This is a genomic window from Pseudomonas yangonensis, from assembly GCF_009932725.1.
GTDB lineage: Bacteria > Pseudomonadota > Gammaproteobacteria > Pseudomonadales > Pseudomonadaceae > Aquipseudomonas > Aquipseudomonas yangonensis.
The window spans coordinates 1-18,611 of the sequence record NZ_BLJU01000006.1; the positions used below are offsets into that span (position 1 = coordinate 1).

Below are 18,611 nucleotides of genomic sequence, written 5' to 3' on the forward strand. Positions count from 1 at the left end.
ATCCCATCCCGAACTCAGTAGTGAAACGACGCATCGCCGATGGTAGTGTGGTGCTTCACCATGTGAGAGTAGGTCATCGTCAAGCTCCTATACGAAACCCCAGATCGCAACCGCGGTCTGGGGTTTCTTCTTTGCGCAGCAGAAAAGTTTACGGGTAGGGCCGGCTGCACTGCCTGCACTGCCAATGAGGCGCGAACAGCCGTGCGCAGGACGCAACCTACGATATGTCGGCGTTTGGTTCTGCTCGGGTAGAATGCGCGAATTCTGCTGGGGACTTTCATGTCTGACTCGCCGCCCGAATCTTCCTTGCCTGTCTTGCCGATTGAGCAATTGGTCGCCTGTCATGAGTGCGATCTATTGATGCGCAAGCCGACGCTGCAGGATGGCGAAAGTGCCGAGTGTCCGCGCTGTGGTTATGAGTTGTTCAGCCACCGCCATCATGTGGTACGGCGCAGTCTGGCTCTGGTGCTGACGGCTCTGCTGCTCTATATACCGGCTAACTTCCTGCCGATAATGCAGCTCAATCTGTTGGGCCAAACCTCGCAGGACACCGTCTGGAGTGGCGTGCTGGGCCTTTATGAGAGCGGCATGCAGGGTATCGCCGTGGTGGTATTCCTTTGCAGTATGGCCGTGCCGCTGCTCAAGCTGCTTTGTCAGTTGCTGGTCCTGTTAAGCATCCGTCTCGATTTCGGGCGAAGCTACGGCCTGTTGTTCTACCGGATCTATCACCATATGCGTGAGTGGGGGATGCTCGAGGTCTATCTGATGGGCATTCTGGTGGCCATGGTGAAGTTGATGGACCTGGCCGATCTGAGCCTGGGCCTGGGGTTGTTCTGCTTCATCGCATTGCTTCTGGTGCAGGTGTGGCTAGAGGTGACCATGTCGCCGCATCAGATCTGGGAAGCGCTGTCCGGGGAGGACATCCATGCGGGCGATTGATGCAGGGCTGCTGGTCTGCCATGAGTGCCACCAGCTCAATCCGGTCGAAGAGGGAGTCAGGCATCAGTACTGCAGTCGCTGTGGCGGCCAAATACATGCACGTCGCCCCAATAGCCTCGTGCGTACCTGGGCCTTGTTGCTGACGTCGGCGATTCTCTATATCCCGGCCAACCTGCTGCCGATCATGACGGTCAACAGTTTGGGCAAGGGGGCGCCAGCGACCATCATGGGCGGTGTAGTGGAGCTCGTTCACCTCGGTATGCTGCCGATTGCGGCGGTGGTGTTCATCGCCAGTATTCTGGTGCCCACGTTCAAGCTGGTGGGTATCGCTCTATTGCTGTATTCGGTGCAGCGGCATCAGCCGATGTCCGCTCGCCAGCGTATTCTCATGTATCGCTTCATCGAGTGGATCGGCCGCTGGTCGATGCTCGACATCTTCGTCATCGCGATTCTGGTGGCGCTGGTGAATTTCGGCAGCCTGGCCAGTATCGAGGCTGGAGCGGGCGCCGCGGCCTTTGCCAGTGTGGTGATCCTGACCATGCTGGCGGCGCTGACTTTCGACCCTCGCCTTATCTGGGACAACACGGAAACCGATCATGACTGACCTTCCCCTGGCCAAGACGCGTCCCGCTTCTAACTGGTCGGCCATTTGGGTTCTGCCTCTGATTGCCCTGCTGATCGGCGGTTGGCTGGCCTGGCGCGCGTACAGTGACGCCGGCATTCAGGTCGAACTGATCTTCGCCAGCGGCGAGGGCATCCAGGCCGGCAAGACCGAGCTGATGTACAAGGGCATGGCGGTGGGCAAGGTTACCGCCATCAGTCTCGACGATAGCGAGAAGAACCGAGGCGTCGTAGCCAGGCTGGAGGTGAACCAGGAGCTCGAACAGTACCTGCGCAGCGGTACACGTTTCTGGCTGGTCAAGCCCAATGTCAGTCTTGCAGGGATCAGTGGTCTGGAGACGCTGGTCTCAGGCAACTACATCACCTTCAGCCCGGGCGATGGCGAGCCGAGCAAGAGTTTTACCGCGTTGGCTCATGAGCCACCGATGGGCGATGACGTGCCTGGCCTGCATCTCACGCTGAAAGCAGAGCGGCTTGGTTCGCTCAACCGCGATAGCCCGGTGTTCTATCGACAGATCCAGGTTGGACGGGTGAAGAGCTACACCTTGGGAGAGGACCAGAGCACTGTCGAGGTGAAGGTGTTCATCGAGCCCGCCTACGCCAACCTGGTGCGCAAACATACGCGTTTCTGGAATGCCAGCGGTATCAGTGTCGACGCCGACTTCTCCGGCTTCAAGCTGCGCAGCGAGTCGTTGGCCAGCATCGTTGCCGGTGGCATTGCCTTCGCGACCCCCGAGCACCGCAAGGACAGCCCGCCCACTGACCCTGCGCTGCCGTTCCGTCTGTACGAGGACTACGACGAGGCCCAGGCAGGCATCAAGGTCGTGGTAACGCTGACCGATTTCGAGGGCCTGCAGGAAGGCCGCACGCCAGTGATGTACAAGGGTATCCAGGTCGGTTCGCTGAAAACCATGAAGGTGGACCGTGACCTCAACAGCGCCACCGCCGAGCTGACCATCAATCCGCTCGCCGAGGAGTATCTGGTCGAAGGGTCGGAGTTCTGGGTGGTCAAGCCATCCATTTCCCTGGCCGGTATCACCGGCCTCGAAGCCTTGGTCAAGGGGAACTACATCGCTGTGCGTCCGGGCGAGAAAGGCAAGCCGCCAGCGCGCAACTTCGTCGCACGCAGCAAGGCTCCGCCCTTGGACCTCGGGGCGCCCGGCCTGCATCTGGTGCTGTTTACCGAACAGCTGGGATCCATCGAAGTTGGCAGCCCGGTGCTCTATCGCCAGATCAAGGTGGGCTCGGTACAGAGTTACCAGCTTGGCCGCGACAACAGCCAGGTCGTACTGGGGGTGCATATCGAGCCGGACTACGTGCATCTGGTGAATACCTCTACGCGGTTCTGGAATGCCAGCGGCATCACCCTCAAGGGGGGATTGTCCGGTGTCGAGGTCAAGAGCGAGTCACTGCAGACCTTACTGGCTGGCGGAATCGCCTTCGAGACGCCGGATCTACAGGCCGTCAGGTCGAACCGCCAGGTGCAGCGCTTCGCCCTGCATGCGGACCGCGAAAGCGCCTTGCAGCTGGGGCAGCAGATCAGCATCCGCGTCGCTGACGGCGATGGCCTGCAGCCCGGTACTCTGGTGCGCTACAAGGGCCTGGAGGTCGGCAAGGTGGAGAACCTGAGCCTGACCGATGACCTGCAGGCGGTGATCCTGAATGTGCGCATCACCCAGGCGGCCGAGCAGATCGCCCGTGAGGGGACGCAGTTCTGGGTAGTGAAGCCGGAGTTGAGCCTGACCCGTGCCGCGAATCTCGGCACGCTGGTCAGCGGTCAGTATCTGGAGGTGCAGCTGTCGGCGCACAAAGGCACGCGCCGTACCGAGTTCGTCGCCCTGGCCAGTGCGCCGAATCAGGCGGTGCGCGAGGAAGGCTTACGACTGGTGCTGAGCGCACCGCGACGCGGTTCGATCAAACCGGGCGTGATCGTCAGCTATCGTGAGGTACCGGTGGGCAAGGTGGTGGATTTCGAACTGGGGCCAACCTCGGATCGGGTGCTTGTCCATGTGCTGATCGAACCGCGCTATGCGCCGCTGGTGCGTTCGGGCAGCCGTTTCTGGAATGCCAGCGGCATCGGCGTGGATGCCGGGCTGTTCAAGGGCGTGAAGGTGCGCACCGAGTCACTGGAGGCATTGCTCGAAGGCGGCATCGCCTTCGCCACGCCGAACAATCCGGAGATGGGCGGCCCAGCCCAGCCGGGGCAGACCTTTGCGCTGTTCGAAGAGCCGCAGGAAGCCTGGATGCAGTGGGCGCCGAAGATCGTGCTGGAGCAGTAAGACGATCATGAAAACAAAAGGGGCCGCAGTGAGCGGCCCCTTTCATATTTGCGGTTATAAAAGCTCGCGGCTGAAGCCGCTCCTACACAAGATTGACCGTAGGAGCGGCTTTAGCCGCGATGGTGTTAGGCCGTTTCAGCGGTCTCTTGCTGCTTCGGCACCTCGACTTTGGCACTTTCGCGTGGCTTGATGAACTTCCAGTCCGCCTCGTCGATGTAGATGCCATTGGGGCCGCTGCCGCCTTCCAGGTCGATGGCCACGTGGGCCGAGACCTGCGGCTTGACCGAAGCCAGGATGGGCACGAAACCGAGCTGCAGGCTGGTTTCGATCAGCGCCTGCTGGTTGCGTTCGTCGATGTCTGCCGCCTCGTCGAGGTAGTAGGGCAGGCGCACGCGCCCGGCCTGCTCGCGGTCCATCAGGTGCAGCAACAGGTACATGTTGGTCAGCGCCTTGATGGTCATGGTGGTGCCGTTGGAGGCCGCACCATCGATATCGGTGTGAATCACCGGCTGGCCGTGCACCTTGGTGATCTCGAAGGCCAGCTCGAACAGGTCCTTCAGGCCCAGCTGGTTGCCATTGGCCGCCACCAGGCGTGACAGGTAGTCCTTGGCCTCTTCGTTCTTGGCGTCCTGCTCGGCCGACTGCGACAGGTCGAACACCGACAGGGTTTCGCCTTCCTCGTACTGGCCGGCGCTGTGGATGATCTGGTCAATATGACGCAGGGCTTCCTTGTTCGGCGCCAGGACGATGCGGAAGCTTTGCAGGTTGGAGACCTGGCGCTTGTTGATCTCGCGGTTGAACAGGGCCAGCTGATGCTCAAGGTTGTCGTAGTCGCTGCGGATATTGCGTAGAGTCCGGGCAATGTCGGTGACTGCCGCACGGCGTGCCTTGGCCAGGGTGAGGGCTTCGTCCTGGCGGTGGGCGTAGGCGTTGACCAAGAGTTGCAGGCGGCGCTCGACGTCGTCCTCGCTGTCGAACTTGGCCACGCCTTTCAGGCGTACCTGGGCGTACAACGCCTCGATCTGGCCGTCGATACGCTGCAGCGCCTGCCAGGTGTCCTGGTAGTCGTTGAGCAGTGGCAACAGGTTGTCCAGCGAGTCGTCCACCGGATCCATGAACGGCGTGCCGAAGGGCAGGTCAGCCGGCAGCAGCTGGCGACGACGCAGGGCGTCTTCCAGGGTGCGCTCCTTGGCTTCCAGATCGGCCAGTTGGCGGCTGACCAGTTGTAGCTTGGCGGAGAGTTGCTGTACGCGCTCGGCGAAGGCATCGCTGGCGCGCTTGAGTTCGTCCTGGGCGCCTTCCAGCTCGGCCAGGCGTTCGAGTTTCTGGGGCTCCTCGGCGGCCAGGGTCTGGCTCTTGCGGAAGTCTTCGAGAGCTTTCTGCGCATCCAGCACGGCCTGGTACAGCGTTTCGGCCTGGGCCTTGCTGGCGGCGCGGTCGGCGGCCACCGACTGCTGGGTCTTGAGCTGCTTGAGCTCGCGCTCCAGGCGATCCTTCTGGTCACGCAGGGCGGCGCGGTCGGCCAGTGCCTGCAGCGCCGGGGGCTCGATATGGCTGAGGTCGATGGACAGGCCCGGCACGGCGAAAGTATCGCCCTTGAAGCGATCCAGTACCGCTTCGACCGCCTTGACCCAGTCGTCGCCCTCGGCCTGGATGCCTTTCTCGCCCAGCGGCAGGCTGAACAACTGGCCGTTGAACAGGCGCATCAGACGGTCGACGTCCTGCTGGCTGAACTCCTCGCGCAGGCGCGAGTAGCTGTTGTTGTCGGCGTGGTCGAGCTGCTGCTTGACCGACTTGAGGCGTTTTTCCAAGTCGCGCAGGCGCTCGTCCAGGTCTTCACTGGAGAACTGGCGCGACTGCGCCAGGGCGCCGGCCAGTTCGTCGTGGGCGTCCTTGGCGGCGAGCAGTTGCTCTTCCAGCACCTTGGCATTCTCCACCAGGGCGAAGCGGTTCTTCAGCACGGAAAGCTCGCCCAGCCAGCGCTGGATTTCACTGATTTCCCGCTCCAGGCGCATCAGTTCGGCCGTGCCGCCGCGCTGCTCGTTCTGCAGGCCGTCCTGCTCGTTGCGGTAATGCTCGGCCTGGATCACCAGCTCTTCCTTGCGCGCATCGGCATAGTCGTGCCAGGTGCCCAGCAGGTTGTCGAGCAGCGGCGAGAGACGGTGTAGCTTGCCGCGCAGCACTTCGCGCTGGGCCACGCCCGAGGCCAGTGCCTCGATCAAGGGGCCGGCGGTGACCAGCGCCTGGTAGTCCTGCTCCATGCGGCGCACGTCGCGGAATGCTTCCTCGGTGGCGGCGATATAATCGACGCTGCCCGAGCGCAGGCTGTGCTCGAAGGCATCGAGGAATAGCTGCTTGAGCTTGGCCGCGGTGATCTCGCGCATGTGCAGCAGGTTGATGAACAGCGCGCGGAAGGTCTTCAGACTCTGTTCGCTGGTCGAACGCAGCGGGATCAGGGTCAGGTCCAGCGGGATGCTGGTGTGGCCGCCGACCAGCAGGCGACGCAGTTCGTCGGGCTTGAGTTCGTAGGCGGTGATGCCGGCCTGGCCAAGGTTCTTGAACAGTTCGCGCTGGCGCAGGCAGGTGCCGTTCTGCTGGTAGTGCTCCAGGTCCAGCTCGCCGGCGTAGGCGAAGAACTGGTGGCCGAAGCCGCCACCCGGGCCGCGACCGGCCACGCCGATCACGTGCGGGCCATGGGGCAGGGCGACCTCGACGAGGATGTAGCTGGTGTCGCTGGCGAAGTAGAACTTGCGCGAGGCCTCCAGGCTGTACTTGCCGAAGCTCATGTCCGACATGCGTGCCAGGATGGGGAACTGCAGGGCGTTGATCGAGGCGGACTTGCCCAGGTTGTTGGCGCCATAGACCGACAGCGGGTTTTCCAGCGGGAACAGGCCGAGGCTGTAGCCGGCGGTGTTCAGCAGGGCGAAGCGGCGGATGCCGTAGCGTTCCTGGCTCATGCGTCCATCTCCTGTGCGGCGCGTTCTTCAGCCATGGCGCGGGCCAGGGCGTCTTCCTCGGATTCGTCAATGTCCACGGCTGCGACCGGATCGGCATCGCCGTCATCGTCCAGCAGCACCGGCGCCGGTAGCGGCAGATCGCTACTGTGCAGGCTGGCGGCCAGGTCGCGGTCATGCTGCACCGACAGGCAGACGTCGAGGAAACGGTGCATCGGCGGCAGGAAGCGGTACACGCCGTTGCTGTCCTCGGCGAAGCCGAGCTGTACCAGGCGGCGGATGATCTTGTCCTCCAGCTCCTCGAAGGTGGTCACCTCGGCCTGAAGGAACAGGTCGCGGTACTTCTCCAGCAGCGCCGGCAGCTCGTCACGGCCGATGCTGCCGCCGTCGAGCACGGAGAGCGGGTCGCGGCCCTGGTCGGCCAAATGCTCGACCAGGATGAAGGTGAACAGCGCCAGGCGCTGGGCGGTCTTGTTCACCTGCGGGGCGACCTGCTCGGGGACGAAGTAGTAGAAACCGCGCGGGTCGCACACCAGCTCGAAGCCGAGGGCGCGGAACAGCGCGCGGTACTGGTCCTGCATGCTGGACAGCTGGGCGTAGCACTCCGGCTCGCTACGGGAGATGTGGTAGCCCTTGAACAGATCGCGGAAGGCGGCCGCGAGCTGGGTCATTTCTTTCAGATCGATGTTCATACGCAATGCTCACGGGCAGTCGTAGGGTGCGCTGTGCGCACCAGGTCGTCGGTTGCGGTGCGCACAGCGCACCCTACGGGCAGCTCAGCCATTGGGCTGGCCTACCAGGGCAAAGGAGGCGAGGCTGACCTCATGGTCGCGGGTCAGGTACTGGCGGCGCTCCAGGCGTTCACGCTGGAAGCGCGACTCGCGCGACAGGCGCGAGAACCAGTAGAGCAGCTCGTCGGTGGCGCCTTCGGGCTCCTGTTCCAGCAACCAGGTCATCAAATCCGGCAGCGGCAGGGCCTGCTCGCAGCGTTCGATCATTTCCCGCGCGGTCTTCGGCGCCTTGGGCGCGCCGCCCTTGCGGCTGCCGCTGGCCTTGGGGAAGTGCGCCGGCTTGGCTTCGAAGCGCGCCAGAGCGTAGACGTAGGCCTCGACCTGGCTGGCTGAGCCGAGGAAGTTGCTCTGCGGCCGGGTGAACAAGGGCATCGCCGCTTGCGGCACGGCGTCGATGCCCTTCTTGCGGATCACCGACAGCGCCAGTGCCGCGCCACGGGTCACGGCGTTGTGCCGGCGGGCTTCCTCGCGCAGCGGCAGCAGCAGCTCGCGAGCCTTGCGCAGGGTCAACTGGGCGGTGGTTTGCATCTCCAGGATGCGCGCGTGGGTGCGCAGCAGCAGGTCGTCGTCGACCAGTTGGCCGAGGCGCTGCTGGTCGCCGAGCAGGCGCAGCAGCACCTGTTCGACCCGGCGCACGCCCTGCTCGAAGGCGCCGTCGGCAGCGACCAGCTGGATCATCGGCTCGACGTACTCGTCCCAGGTGGCCAGCACCTCGGCGTAGCGCTGGCGCAGGGGGATCTGCCGATCGCTGGTCTTGGCCCGGTCGGCCACGCCGACCAGCGCCTGTTCGTCGTTGGCCAGCTTCTTCAGCACGTCGCGCACGCGCATATCGAGCAGGCGCAGCTGGCGCGCCAGGTCGTTGGCGTCGCGCACCTCGAAGGCGTCCTGGATATAGCCGGCCAGGCGCTCCAGATGGCGCAGGTAGGCTTCGATCTCCAGGCACAGGCCGAGGCGGTGCTCACGGCGCAGGTAGGCGAGAAAGTCGTGGATCTGCGCGTTGAGCTCGAAGCGGTTGGGGCTCTTGGCCACCGGCACCAGGATGTCCAGGCGGATCCAGGTATCGAGCAGGGCGGTGGTGTCGCTGGGCGTGGCGTCGGGCAACTGCGTGGCGAGCTGGCTGCGCAGCTCCACCAGGCTCAGGGTGCCGGCGTCGAAACGCTCGCAGAGCGGTTCGAGCAACGTCCAGTGTTCGGCGAGGGCGCGCAAAACGCGCTTGGGATCGATCATCGAGGCGCCGGGTCCAGGCAGGTTAAAAGAGGAGATTGTACTGCAAGCTGGATGCCTGTTTTGAGTCCCAGTCGATCAGAGGCAGGTAAGCCGATAGGCGAGGTGGCAAGACGAGGAGCGGTGTTACGCAGTTGTTGCGGCTGGTAACACCCGTCTCGCTTCGATGAGCGTGCTGGCGGCGCGGTAGTGGCGCTTTCTCGACTATGGGTCGGGCCGTTCTGGCGCTGATCTCCCTATAGTTGCCATAAGGATTCGAGCCGGAGTGCTCGACGTCACTATAAGAACAGGGGTTTCGCCATGCGCCAGTCCTTCCGCTTCGCCAAACATGCTCTGGCATTGGTATGCGCCGCGGCCTTGAGCGGCCCGGTCCAGGCCAGGATGGTCGAACTGGAGGACGGGGAACTGTCGGATATCACCGGGCAGGCATTCATCAACCTGACCACCGACAATAACGCCGGCATCAACTACACCCGCGTCAATTTCGGCGTGAACGTCGATACCCAGCTGAATATCAAGAAGTTGCAGCTGGGCCAGTACAACCGGGCCGGCGAGGTGGCAGGCTCCTCCGACATTATCATCAACAACTTTGCGCTGGGTACCGTGGGCGCCAACGACAGCATCAGCCCCTTCAAGATCAGCAACCCCTTTCTGGAACTGGCCTATGACGGCAATCGTGTGGTTGGGGTACGTATCGGTTTCGGTGAGGCGAAGGGCGTGCTTTCTGGCGACATTCAGAGCCTGACCGGCAACATCCCCGTGCACATCAAGGGCACCGGCGATGCTATCTACGACAAGTCGAATTTCCTGCAGCAGAGTGCCTTGTTCCTGGCGGGTGTGTACCGCAGCAGCATTGTCGAAGCCGATGCAACATTGGTCAGCTCCGGCGGGGCGGCGGACCCGGTGCGGGGCACCATGTCCGGTATCAAGAACGGTGACGGACTGAACTGCACGTCCGGATGCGCAGGCGGCTGGACCGATGCGTTGCTGGGCGCCTTTGCCTCCAACAACTGCAGCATTCTGGGGATCCAGACCTGTTTCAACCTGTCCCAGTTCCAGTCGCTGCCGGTGGGCAATACCAGCGACATGTCGAACATGCAGAACGCGGCCAAGGGGTTCTTCATCTCTCTGCAGACCCAGGACGTTGCCTGGCGCGACATGGACAGCAACGCCTTCGTCACCGCGCTGCAGGGGGCTTTCCTGAACCTGCCCAAATACCGTGACGCCAACGGCAACCTGGTTTCGCCGATCAATATCGACTTCAACCAGGCGTTCAACGGCATTCCTCGGCAGGACACCTGCCTCGGCACGGCTACCGCGGGGTGCTGAACATGAGCCGCTACCTGCTGCTGGCGGCCGCACTGCCGGCCACCATGGCCGGGGCCATGGAGCCCCTGAGCGATGCCGAGCTGTCCGATGTGCAGGGGGCAGGCCTGGGTTTCGTGCTCGATCAGGTAATGCTCGATGGTTCCGGCGCGCAGATCGTGATCAACGACATCACCGACGGCCAGGGGCGCAACGTGCCGATCTCCGTGAAGAACCTCTACCTCGGCGCTGCCGGCAGCAACAAGGGCAGCAACCTGAGTCCGGTGACCATCGGCAGCCTCGATCATCCCTTCGAGCTGGAACTGGCCAAGGGCGAGGAACTGCGCACCCTGCGCGACGACGGGCAGTGGGTACAGACCACCCCGAACAACATCACCGTACTGTCGTTCAAGTTTCCCGAGCGGCTGGTCGCTGGTGGCAATCCCTGCGTCGATGGTTATGCGGCGGCAGGCTCCAATTGCTCGACTTCCGCCAGCGGGCGCGCCGACCTGGGCGTGCGCTTCGATTTCCAGGTGGCAGCCGGGCGTACCGAGATGCTGGCGCTGGACTTCCACCAGCTGGTGATGGACGGCTCCTACCTGCGCCTGTGGGGCGACCCCGGGCAGAACGGCAACGGCGAGCTGGTCGGCGAGGCGCGCATCAACATCTTCGCCAAGACCCTGGAAGTGATGTCCTGCGCCCAAGCCAACTGCAATACCGCAGGAGAAACCGCCGCCCAGCGCGGCGCGCGCACCCTCTACATCACCAACGGCTACGCCAATATCGCCCTGGGCTATGGCAAGTCGCAGCCGCTGCGCCTGCGCTCCAGCGCCGACGGTCAGTTCGTCCTGGAGCTGCAGAATCCAACGGCGGGCGGCACCACGGCGGCGCAGCGCCAGGCCCTGGCCAGTGATTTCTATGCCAACGCGCCGCGTACCAATCTGGTGTTCGAGAACCTGACGGTCGGGGGAACGCGCAGCAGCCCGACCGCCATTCCCACCGGCGGCTACAACTTCGGTCGCAACGAGATTTCCGGACTGAGCTTCAACTACCTGAAGGTGAGCAGCTATGACCTGCGCTAGAACGGCTGGAGCTCTGCTATCGCTGTTGCCGGCGCTGGCCCTGGCGGAAATGCAGGCGCTGGACGACAGTGCTCTCAGCGAGATGAGCGGGCAGGGCGGGGTCTATCTGTCCGGCGAGTTCAGCATCAACAAGGACGGTGGTGTGCTCTGGGACACGCCCATCACCAACGATCCGGCGCAGTGGACAGCCAACCAGCGTAGCTGCGCCCTGGCCGGTGCGGCCAGTCCGGAAAGCTGCGGCATGCGTGTTGCCGTGCGCTCCGGCGCCAACTCCGGCTGGTACGTGCTGGACAACCTCAAGGGCATCTTCAGTTTCGAAGGCCTGACCCTGGATACTCGCACGCTCACCAGCGCCAGTGGTGAGCGCGAGGTGCTGGCGCTGGGGCTGCCCAACGAGATTCGCTTCAAGGATGGCAATTTCGCCTTCGGGGTGGCCAGCCAGGGCGGCTGGAAGAACAAGGCGCTAAGCGCCGCCAATGGCGGTGATCCGAACTATCAGCAGACCAATATCTTCTCGGCCAGGATCGACGGCGCCATCCGCATGCAGGGCAGCGTCCTGGTGTTTCCCGCGAACTGAGGAGGCGGATCATGCACCGTTACGGATGGCTTGCGGCGCTTGCACTTGGCAGTTCACCGGTGTGGGCCATGCAGGCGTTGGACGATGATGGTCTGGCCAGCGTCAGTGGCCGCGGTGGTATCAGCATCGAAACCTCCGGTGGCGGTTGGTCGGCCGAAAGCCTCGAATATCGTGAGGACGGCCGGAGCCTGCGCGTCGAGGGTATTTCCAACCGGCCGCAGCAGGCCGGCAGTGTGTCTACCACGAAGATCGACGTTATCGATGATCGCCTGCATGTGGAGCACCAGGGCCGCCCGAATGAGCTGGCAGTGAACAACATCGGTTTCGCTGGCAATGACAAGAGCTTCGGCGCCTTCCGTGCCTTCTATACCCTCGGCGCCAGCCTCAAACTCAGCGGGGGCGGTGCCAGCGGCGTGGCCGGTTTCAGCGTCGACGGTAGCCGCCTGAGCCTGGATGCGGTGACCTTCTATTACCGCGACAACGGCTTCGACCTGATCGTGCGCAACGCCTCTTTCGATGCCTACCTGAACAATGCCTATCTGGATATCGTCAGCGGCGGCGATGGTTCGGCGGTGCGTCTCGACCTCGGCGATACGCGTTTCGTCGCGCATGTCGGCGGTATCGGGCTGGACCTGGCGCACGGCGATCCGGTACCCGGTGTCGCGGTAACGCCCGGCGCGCCGGATACGCGGCATCCCGATCACGCGCGCAGTTTCGGCCAGCTGGACATGGATCTGCGTCTCGGCGGCAGCATCCGCATCGCCGGTGGCGGTGCCAGTGGCGAGGGGCTGCGCTTGATCCCGCAGATCACCATCGCCAACAGCCTGTTCCAGTACAAGGATGATGGCGTGTTGCGCGCCGAGAACTTCGCCGGCGTGCTCAGCAGCCAGAACGGCATCACCCTCGATCTGGGCGAGGACGGCAGCGGGCGCTACGCCCAGCTGGCCTTTCAGGATCTGAAACTCAACGCCAGCCTCGGCGGGCTGATCATCGGCAACCCCAACAATCAGAAGATCGGCAGCCTGGCGCTGGACCTCAACTTCCAGGACCAGGGTTCCCGGCAGAACTGGTTCAAGCTGCGTCCGGGCGGCGATCCCAATTCCGGACTCAAGGGCATCACTGCAGACCTGTCATGGAACATGGTCAGCAGTTCGCTGTCGCTCACCGATAATGGCAACAGCATGTGGTTCAGCGGCCTGCGCACCCACGGTAGCGGCCAACTGACGGTCGATCTGACCAAGAGCTGCGCAGGTGGTATCAGCGCCGGCTGTTACGCCGGCAGCGCCAACACCCAGCCCGGGAGTGGCGGCTACGACGGTCATTTCGATGGCCTGCGCCTGGGCCTGAACAACGTCAAGGGCAGCTACAGCTTCGACGGCCTGCGCGTCGGGCGCGCCGATGCACCACTGCAGGGCGGTACCGAGTTGCTGGTGTTGCTGGAAATCTTCCCGGCCTACGATTTCACCCTCAATGGCCAACTGACCCTGCGCCCCGGTGGCGCCAGTGGCGATGGCGTGCGCTACAACGCCGACTTCATCGTCTCCGACGCCAATGCCGCGATCACGGTCGACGAAACCGGCAGGGGTCTGTGGCTGGCCGGCACCCGCTACGACATGCACTTTCGCGATGGCTCGCTGGACGTGACGCAAAATGGCGTGCAGCTGAGCAAGGGCACCTACTGGTCGACCCTGGATGTGCACGATGTGCGTTGGGGCGACCGCAGCACGGGGCAGAGCCTCGGCCGTATCGTGCTGCGTCGTTACGAGCAGGGCTCCACGCTCAGTCTCAGCTCCGGTGGTGCAGGGGTGTTGTGCGTCGGTGGCAGTGGCGCCAGCGCATCGGCCTGCACGGCCAGTGGCGGGCGCTGGGAGGATCGTGGCAACGAAGGGCTGACGGCAGGGCTGAAGAACGTCTTCGTGCGCGATACCTCGGGCAACCCGGCCAGCAGCGTATCGACCAGCGAGAAGCGCAACCAACTGATCATCGAGACGGACCGTGTCGGTGGCGTCAACGGCACCGGTGCGCAGCTGGTGGTCGACAACTTCCATACCTCCGATGGCAACCCGGGCGATGCCAATGCCAACACCTACGGCGTGCGCGTCGATCTCAACCTGGACGTGGCGCCGACCAGGGTCTGCGACAAGGGCGCCAGCGGTTGCCCGCCCGTCTCGCCCGACCCGCTCGGGTTCGCCGTGAACGGCCGGGTGCACTTCAAGGAAATCAACATCGACCGCATCCAGAACGTGCACCCCACGGGCGGGGCGGTTACCTCCATGTACGGCATGAAGCTGCAGAATGCCGATATCCGCGCCAACCTGACCGCCACGCCGATCAACTGAGGTACCTTGGGGAAGGGCGCAGCTGCCTCGGTCATACCGATGTAACCGCCCTGTCTTAAGGTCTGCGTGTAGGCGGGCCAATCTCCGGTCATCACCGGTTGTACAAAAAATCTCCAATGCCCTTTCGATATGCGCCGGTTATCGGCACAATTCGCGTCCACTTTTTTCCGGGGGGCTGAAAACCCTCCATTGGCCGACCTTGCTGGGGCGACGAGATGATCCAGACGCCGTACTACCTCATCGACAAACAGAAGCTTCTGGTCAACCTGGAGAAGATCGCCTACGTGCGCGAGAACTCCGGTGCCAAGGCGCTGCTGGCGCTGAAATGCTTCGCCACCTGGTCGGTGTTCGACCTGATGCAGCAATACATGGATGGCACGACCTCATCGTCCCTCTATGAGTTGAAGCTCGGCCGACAGAAGTTCGCGGGCGAAACTCACGCCTACAGCGTGGCCTGGGCCGACGACGAGATCGAAGAGATGGTCGCCAACTGCGATAAGATCATCTTCAACTCCATCGGCCAGCTCGAACGCTTCGCCGAGCGTACCCAGGGCACCATCCGCGGCCTGCGCGTCAACCCGCAGGTGAGCAGCTCCGACTACCTGTTGGCCGACCCGGCGCGTCCGTTCAGCCGCCTGGGTGAATGGGACCCGGCCAAGATCGAGCAGGTCATGGGGCAGATTTCCGGCTTCATGTTCCACAACAACTGCGAGAACGGCAGCTTCGAGCTGTTCGACAAGATGCTGACCACCATCGAGGAGCGCTTCGGCCACCTGATCGCCCAGGTCGAGTGGGTCAGCCTCGGCGGCGGCATCCACTTCACCGGCGAGGGCTATCCGATCGATGCCTTCTGCGCGCGCCTGAAAGCCTTCTCGGAAAAATACGGCGTGCAGGTGTATCTGGAGCCGGGCGAAGCGGCGATCACCCTCAGCGCCTCGCTGGAAGTGACCGTGCTCGACACCCTGTACAACGGCAAGAACCTGGCGGTGGTCGACAGCTCCATCGAAGCGCACATGCTCGATCTCTTGATCTACCGCCTCAACGCCAAGATGGCGCCGAATGACGGCGAGCACACCTACATGGTCTGCGGCAAGAGCTGCCTGGCCGGGGATATCTTCGGCGAGTACCAGTTCGACAAGCCGCTCAAGATCGGTGATCGCCTGTCGTTCATCGACGCAGCTGGTTACACCATGGTCAAGAAGAACTGGTTCAATGGCCTGAAAATGCCGTCCATCGTGGTCAAGCAGCTCGACGGCAGTGTCGAGGTGGTTCGCCAGTTCGAGTTCGACGACTACCTGTCCAGCCTCAGCTGACAGGCTCATGTAAGGTGGACGGCGTTCATCCCTCCACCATTTGCCAAGCGCTGGTGGATGAGAAAGGCGTCATCCACCCTAGAGTTTCCAACGCAACCATTGTCTAAAAACGCGGTATCCAGGAGGTGGAACAATTGAAGAAGAATGTCCTGATCATTGGTGCAGGAGGTGTTGCCAAGGTGGTGGCCCATAAGTGCGCGCAACACAACGACGAACTCGGTCGTATTGCGATTGCGTCGCGCAACATCTCCAAATGCCAGGCCATCATCGACAGCGTACAGGCCAAGGGCAGCCTGAAGCAGCCCGGCGAGATCAAGGCCTATGCACTGAACGCCCTGGACGTGGAAGCGACCAAGGCGCTGATTCGTGAAACCGAGTCGCAGATCGTCATCAATGTGGGCTCCGCCTTCCTCAACATGTCCGTGCTGCGCGCCTGTATCGATACCGGTGTGGCTTATCTGGACACCGCGATCCACGAAGACCCGAGCAAGATCTGTGAAACCCCGCCGTGGTACGGCAACTACGAGTGGAAGCACCTGGCCGAATGCCAGGAAAAGGGCGTGACCGCCATTCTCGGCGTCGGCTTCGACCCGGGCGTGGTCAACTCCTATGCCGCTCTGGCGCAACAACAGTACTTCGACAAGATCGAGTCGATCGACATCCTCGACGTCAACGCCGGTTCGCACGGCAAGTACTTCGCCACCAATTTCGACCCGGAAATCAATTTCCGCGAATTCACCGGCACGGTCTACAGCTGGCAGAACAGCCAGTGGACCAGCAACAGCATGTTCGAAGTCAAACGCACCGACGATCTGCCGGTGGTTGGCGTGCAGAACCTGTACCTGACCGGCCATGACGAGGTGCACTCGCTGTCCAAGCACCTCGACGTACCGAACGTCCGCTTCTGGATGAGCTTCGGCGACCACTACATCAACGTGTTCACCGTGCTGAAGAACCTCGGCCTGCTCTCCGAGCAACCGGTCAAGACTGCCGAAGGCCTCGAAGTGGTGCCGCTCAAGGTGGTCAAGGCCGTGCTGCCGGATCCATCCTCGCTGGCGCCGGGCTATACCGGCAAGACCTGCATCGGCGACCTGGTCAAGGGCACCAAGGACGGCCAGCCGCGCGAGCTGTTCATCTACAACGTGGCCGACCACGAAGAAGCCTTCGCCGAGACCGACAGCCAGGGTATCTCCTACACCGCCGGCGTACCGCCGGTCGCCGCCGCGCTGCTGGTCGCGCGTGGCGAGTGGGATGCCAAGCGCATGGTCAACGTCGAGGAGCTGCCGGCCGAGCCCTTCCTCAAGCTGCTGGACGCGATGGGCCTGCCGACGCGCATCAAGGATGAGCACGGCGACCGCCCTTGGGATCAGCCTGCCTGATAGTGCCCGCAGCATGAAAAAGGATCGCCTCGGCGATCCTTTTTCTTTGCCTGCCTTTGGCTCAGACCCGGAAGCGGCTCACCAGTTGGTTGAGATCGGCCGCCAGGCGCGACAGCTCATGACTCGAGGCACTGGTCTGGTGCGCGCCGGTGGCGGACTGCAGCGACAGGTCGCGGATGTTCACCAGGTTGCGGTCCACCTCGCGAGCCACCTGGGCCTGCTGTTCGGCGGCACTGGCGATCACCAGGTTGCGCTCGTACATCTCGCTGATGCCCTCGGTGATTTCATTCAGCGCGTTGCCTGCGCTCTGCGCCAGTTCGCGGGTCGTGCGCGCCCGCTCGCTGCTCGACTGCATTGAGGTCAGAGCCTGGCTGGCGCCGTTGCGCATGCTGGAAACCATCTGCTCGATTTCCTGGGTGGAGTTCTGCGTGCGGTGGGCGAGAGCACGTACCTCGTCGGCCACCACGGCGAAGCCGCGACCGGATTCCCCGGCGCGTGCGGCCTCGATGGCGGCGTTGAGCGCCAGTAGGTTGGTCTGTTCGGCGATGGCGCGGATCACGTCGAGCACCTTGCCGATCTCCTGTGATTGCTCGGCGACGCGCTGTACCAGTGACGAAGTGCCTTCCACCTCGCCGGACAGGTCGCTGATCGCAGCGATGGTTTCTGAAACACGAGCCTGTCCGGCCTGCGCGGACTGGTTGGAGTGTTTCGAAGCCTCGGAGGTGGAGACGGCGTTGCGCGCTACCTCGTCCACTGCCGCGCTCATTTCGTTGACCGCGGTGGCGGCCTGCTCGATCTCGTCATTCTGCCGCTGAATACCGCGGCCGGCCTCTTCGGTCACCGCATTGAGCTCCTCGGCGGCTGCGGCCAGTTGAGTCGAGGAACCGCTGATTTCGGCCAAAGTGTCGCGCAGGCGCTGCTGCATCCGCGCCAGCGAGGTCTGCAGCTGGCTGACCTCGTCGCTACCGGCGACCTGGATGCGCTTCGTCAGATCGCCCTCGGCAACATGCTGGGCGGCCTCGACTGCACTCCTCAGCGGTCCGACGATGCTGCGCGTCAGCAGCCAGGCCAGCAGCACGGTGACCAGGGCGGCGAGGACGATCACGGCGATCACGATCAACCGCGATCGCGCGTACTCATCCGCCGAGACCTGGCCCTCCAGGGCGATGCCCTTGCTGTATATCTCGCCAAGTTCGGCGAGCTGAGCGCCGGTGCCGTCGACCACCGGCTTCATGTCCACCAGCAGTAGCTTGTAAAGTGCGTCGCGCTCACCCTTGCGGGCAAGTACGAAGGAGTCGGCCATACCGCGCTGGTAAGCAGCGAAGTCGCGGCGGAACTGGTCGTAGATGCGCTGTTCTTCGGGCGTGTCGACGAAGGGCTCGTAGTCGCGGATGTTCTGCTCCAGCACCTTGTTGCGCGCCTCGTACTGGCCCACATAGGTGCTGACGTTGGCAGGATCGGGGTCCAACGCTACACGCAGGGAAATGGTGCGGATGCGCAGCATGTTCTCGCGAATGGAATCTACGGCGCGGATGCTCGGCACCCAGTCCGTTTCGATGTTGGTGGCACGCTCGCGGATGTTGGACATGGTGACGAGCGAGAAGATGCCGAGAAAGGCGACCATCAAAGCGATCAGGGCAAAGCCAAAGGCAGCGCGGGGCGCGATGTTCCAGTTGCGTAGCAGCATGTAAGCCTCGTAGGCGGGCAGATGTCGGTGTTGTCGGTGGTGTTTGGCTGGTCATGCGACCATGCAAAGAATAGTTACACGGTTGTGTGATGACTGACCACTCAAAGCGCAGGGCGGCGGC

General features: G+C 63.2%; 13 protein-coding genes and 1 rRNA gene. 10 read left to right on the top strand and 4 right to left on the bottom strand.

What is annotated here, in order from left to right:
- The 4 genes from rrf to GYB81_RS10970 form a co-directional block, all read left to right on the top strand.
- A 5S ribosomal RNA gene (rrf, locus tag GYB81_RS25200) occupies nucleotides 1–85 on the top strand; the annotation flags it as partial.
- Between the two features lie 194 nt (nucleotides 86–279).
- Nucleotides 280–939, top strand: coding sequence for a paraquat-inducible protein A (locus tag GYB81_RS10960; protein ID WP_161867487.1), 660 nt, complete (start codon nucleotides 280–282; stop codon nucleotides 937–939).
- Entirely contained in the window at nucleotides 926–1,543 is a 618-nt protein-coding gene (locus GYB81_RS10965) for a paraquat-inducible protein A (protein WP_161867488.1), read from the top strand. The genes GYB81_RS10960 and GYB81_RS10965 overlap by 14 nt, the downstream gene beginning before the upstream one ends.
- Complete coding sequence (locus tag GYB81_RS10970; protein ID WP_161867489.1) at nucleotides 1,536–3,839, top strand: PqiB family protein; 2,304 nt, start codon at nucleotides 1,536–1,538, stop codon at nucleotides 3,837–3,839. Before GYB81_RS10965 ends, GYB81_RS10970 begins: the two co-directional genes overlap by 8 nt.
- Before the next feature lie 125 nt (nucleotides 3,840–3,964).
- On the opposite strand, the gene mksF is transcribed toward GYB81_RS10970, so the two are convergent.
- The 3 genes from mksF to mksB form a co-directional block, all read right to left on the bottom strand.
- Nucleotides 3,965–6,796 carry an Mks condensin complex protein MksF gene (gene mksF, locus GYB81_RS10975; protein WP_161867490.1) on the bottom strand — a complete coding sequence of 944 codons (2,832 nt, stop codon included), beginning with the start codon at nucleotides 6,794–6,796 and terminating at the stop codon, nucleotides 3,965–3,967.
- A complete protein-coding gene (gene mksE, locus GYB81_RS10980; protein ID WP_148117509.1) occupies nucleotides 6,793–7,485 on the bottom strand; it encodes an Mks condensin complex protein MksE in 693 nt (230 codons plus the stop codon). Before mksE ends, mksF begins: the two co-directional genes overlap by 4 nt.
- 84 nt (nucleotides 7,486–7,569) lie before the next feature.
- On the bottom strand, nucleotides 7,570–8,811 hold the full coding sequence (mksB, locus tag GYB81_RS10985) for an Mks condensin complex protein MksB (RefSeq protein WP_115290849.1): 1,242 nt from the start codon (nucleotides 8,809–8,811) through the stop codon (nucleotides 7,570–7,572).
- A 297-nt stretch (nucleotides 8,812–9,108) separates the two neighbouring features.
- Between mksB and GYB81_RS10990 the strand changes: the two genes are divergently transcribed.
- The 6 genes from GYB81_RS10990 to GYB81_RS11015 all read left to right on the top strand — a co-directional run bounded on the left by GYB81_RS10990 (nucleotide 9,109) and on the right by GYB81_RS11015 (nucleotide 16,803).
- Nucleotides 9,109–10,137: a DUF6160 family protein gene (locus GYB81_RS10990; RefSeq protein ID WP_161867491.1), complete on the top strand. Its 1,029-nt coding sequence runs from the start codon at nucleotides 9,109–9,111 to the stop codon at nucleotides 10,135–10,137.
- A 2-nt stretch (nucleotides 10,138–10,139) separates the two neighbouring features.
- Nucleotides 10,140–11,195, top strand: a complete 1,056-nt coding sequence (locus GYB81_RS10995; protein WP_178101902.1) for a hypothetical protein — start codon at nucleotides 10,140–10,142, stop codon at nucleotides 11,193–11,195.
- Nucleotides 11,182–11,772, top strand: coding sequence for a DUF6160 family protein (locus GYB81_RS11000; protein ID WP_161867492.1), 591 nt, complete (start codon nucleotides 11,182–11,184; stop codon nucleotides 11,770–11,772). The genes GYB81_RS10995 and GYB81_RS11000 overlap by 14 nt, the downstream gene beginning before the upstream one ends.
- 11 nt (nucleotides 11,773–11,783) lie before the next feature.
- Nucleotides 11,784–14,111, top strand: a complete 2,328-nt coding sequence (locus tag GYB81_RS11005; RefSeq protein WP_161867493.1) for a DUF6160 family protein — start codon at nucleotides 11,784–11,786, stop codon at nucleotides 14,109–14,111.
- 215 nt (nucleotides 14,112–14,326) lie between these two features.
- Nucleotides 14,327–15,424: a carboxynorspermidine decarboxylase gene (locus tag GYB81_RS11010; RefSeq protein WP_161867494.1), complete on the top strand. Its 1,098-nt coding sequence runs from the start codon at nucleotides 14,327–14,329 to the stop codon at nucleotides 15,422–15,424.
- A gap of 134 nt (nucleotides 15,425–15,558) precedes the next feature.
- Nucleotides 15,559–16,803, top strand: a complete 1,245-nt coding sequence (locus tag GYB81_RS11015) for a saccharopine dehydrogenase family protein (protein WP_161867495.1) — start codon at nucleotides 15,559–15,561, stop codon at nucleotides 16,801–16,803.
- Nucleotides 16,804–16,864: 61 nt separating this feature from the next.
- Here GYB81_RS11015 and GYB81_RS11020 read toward each other — a convergent pair whose 3' ends face one another.
- Nucleotides 16,865–18,490, bottom strand: coding sequence for a methyl-accepting chemotaxis protein (locus tag GYB81_RS11020; protein WP_161867496.1), 1,626 nt, complete (start codon nucleotides 18,488–18,490; stop codon nucleotides 16,865–16,867).
- Between the last annotated feature and the right edge of the window lie 121 nt (nucleotides 18,491–18,611).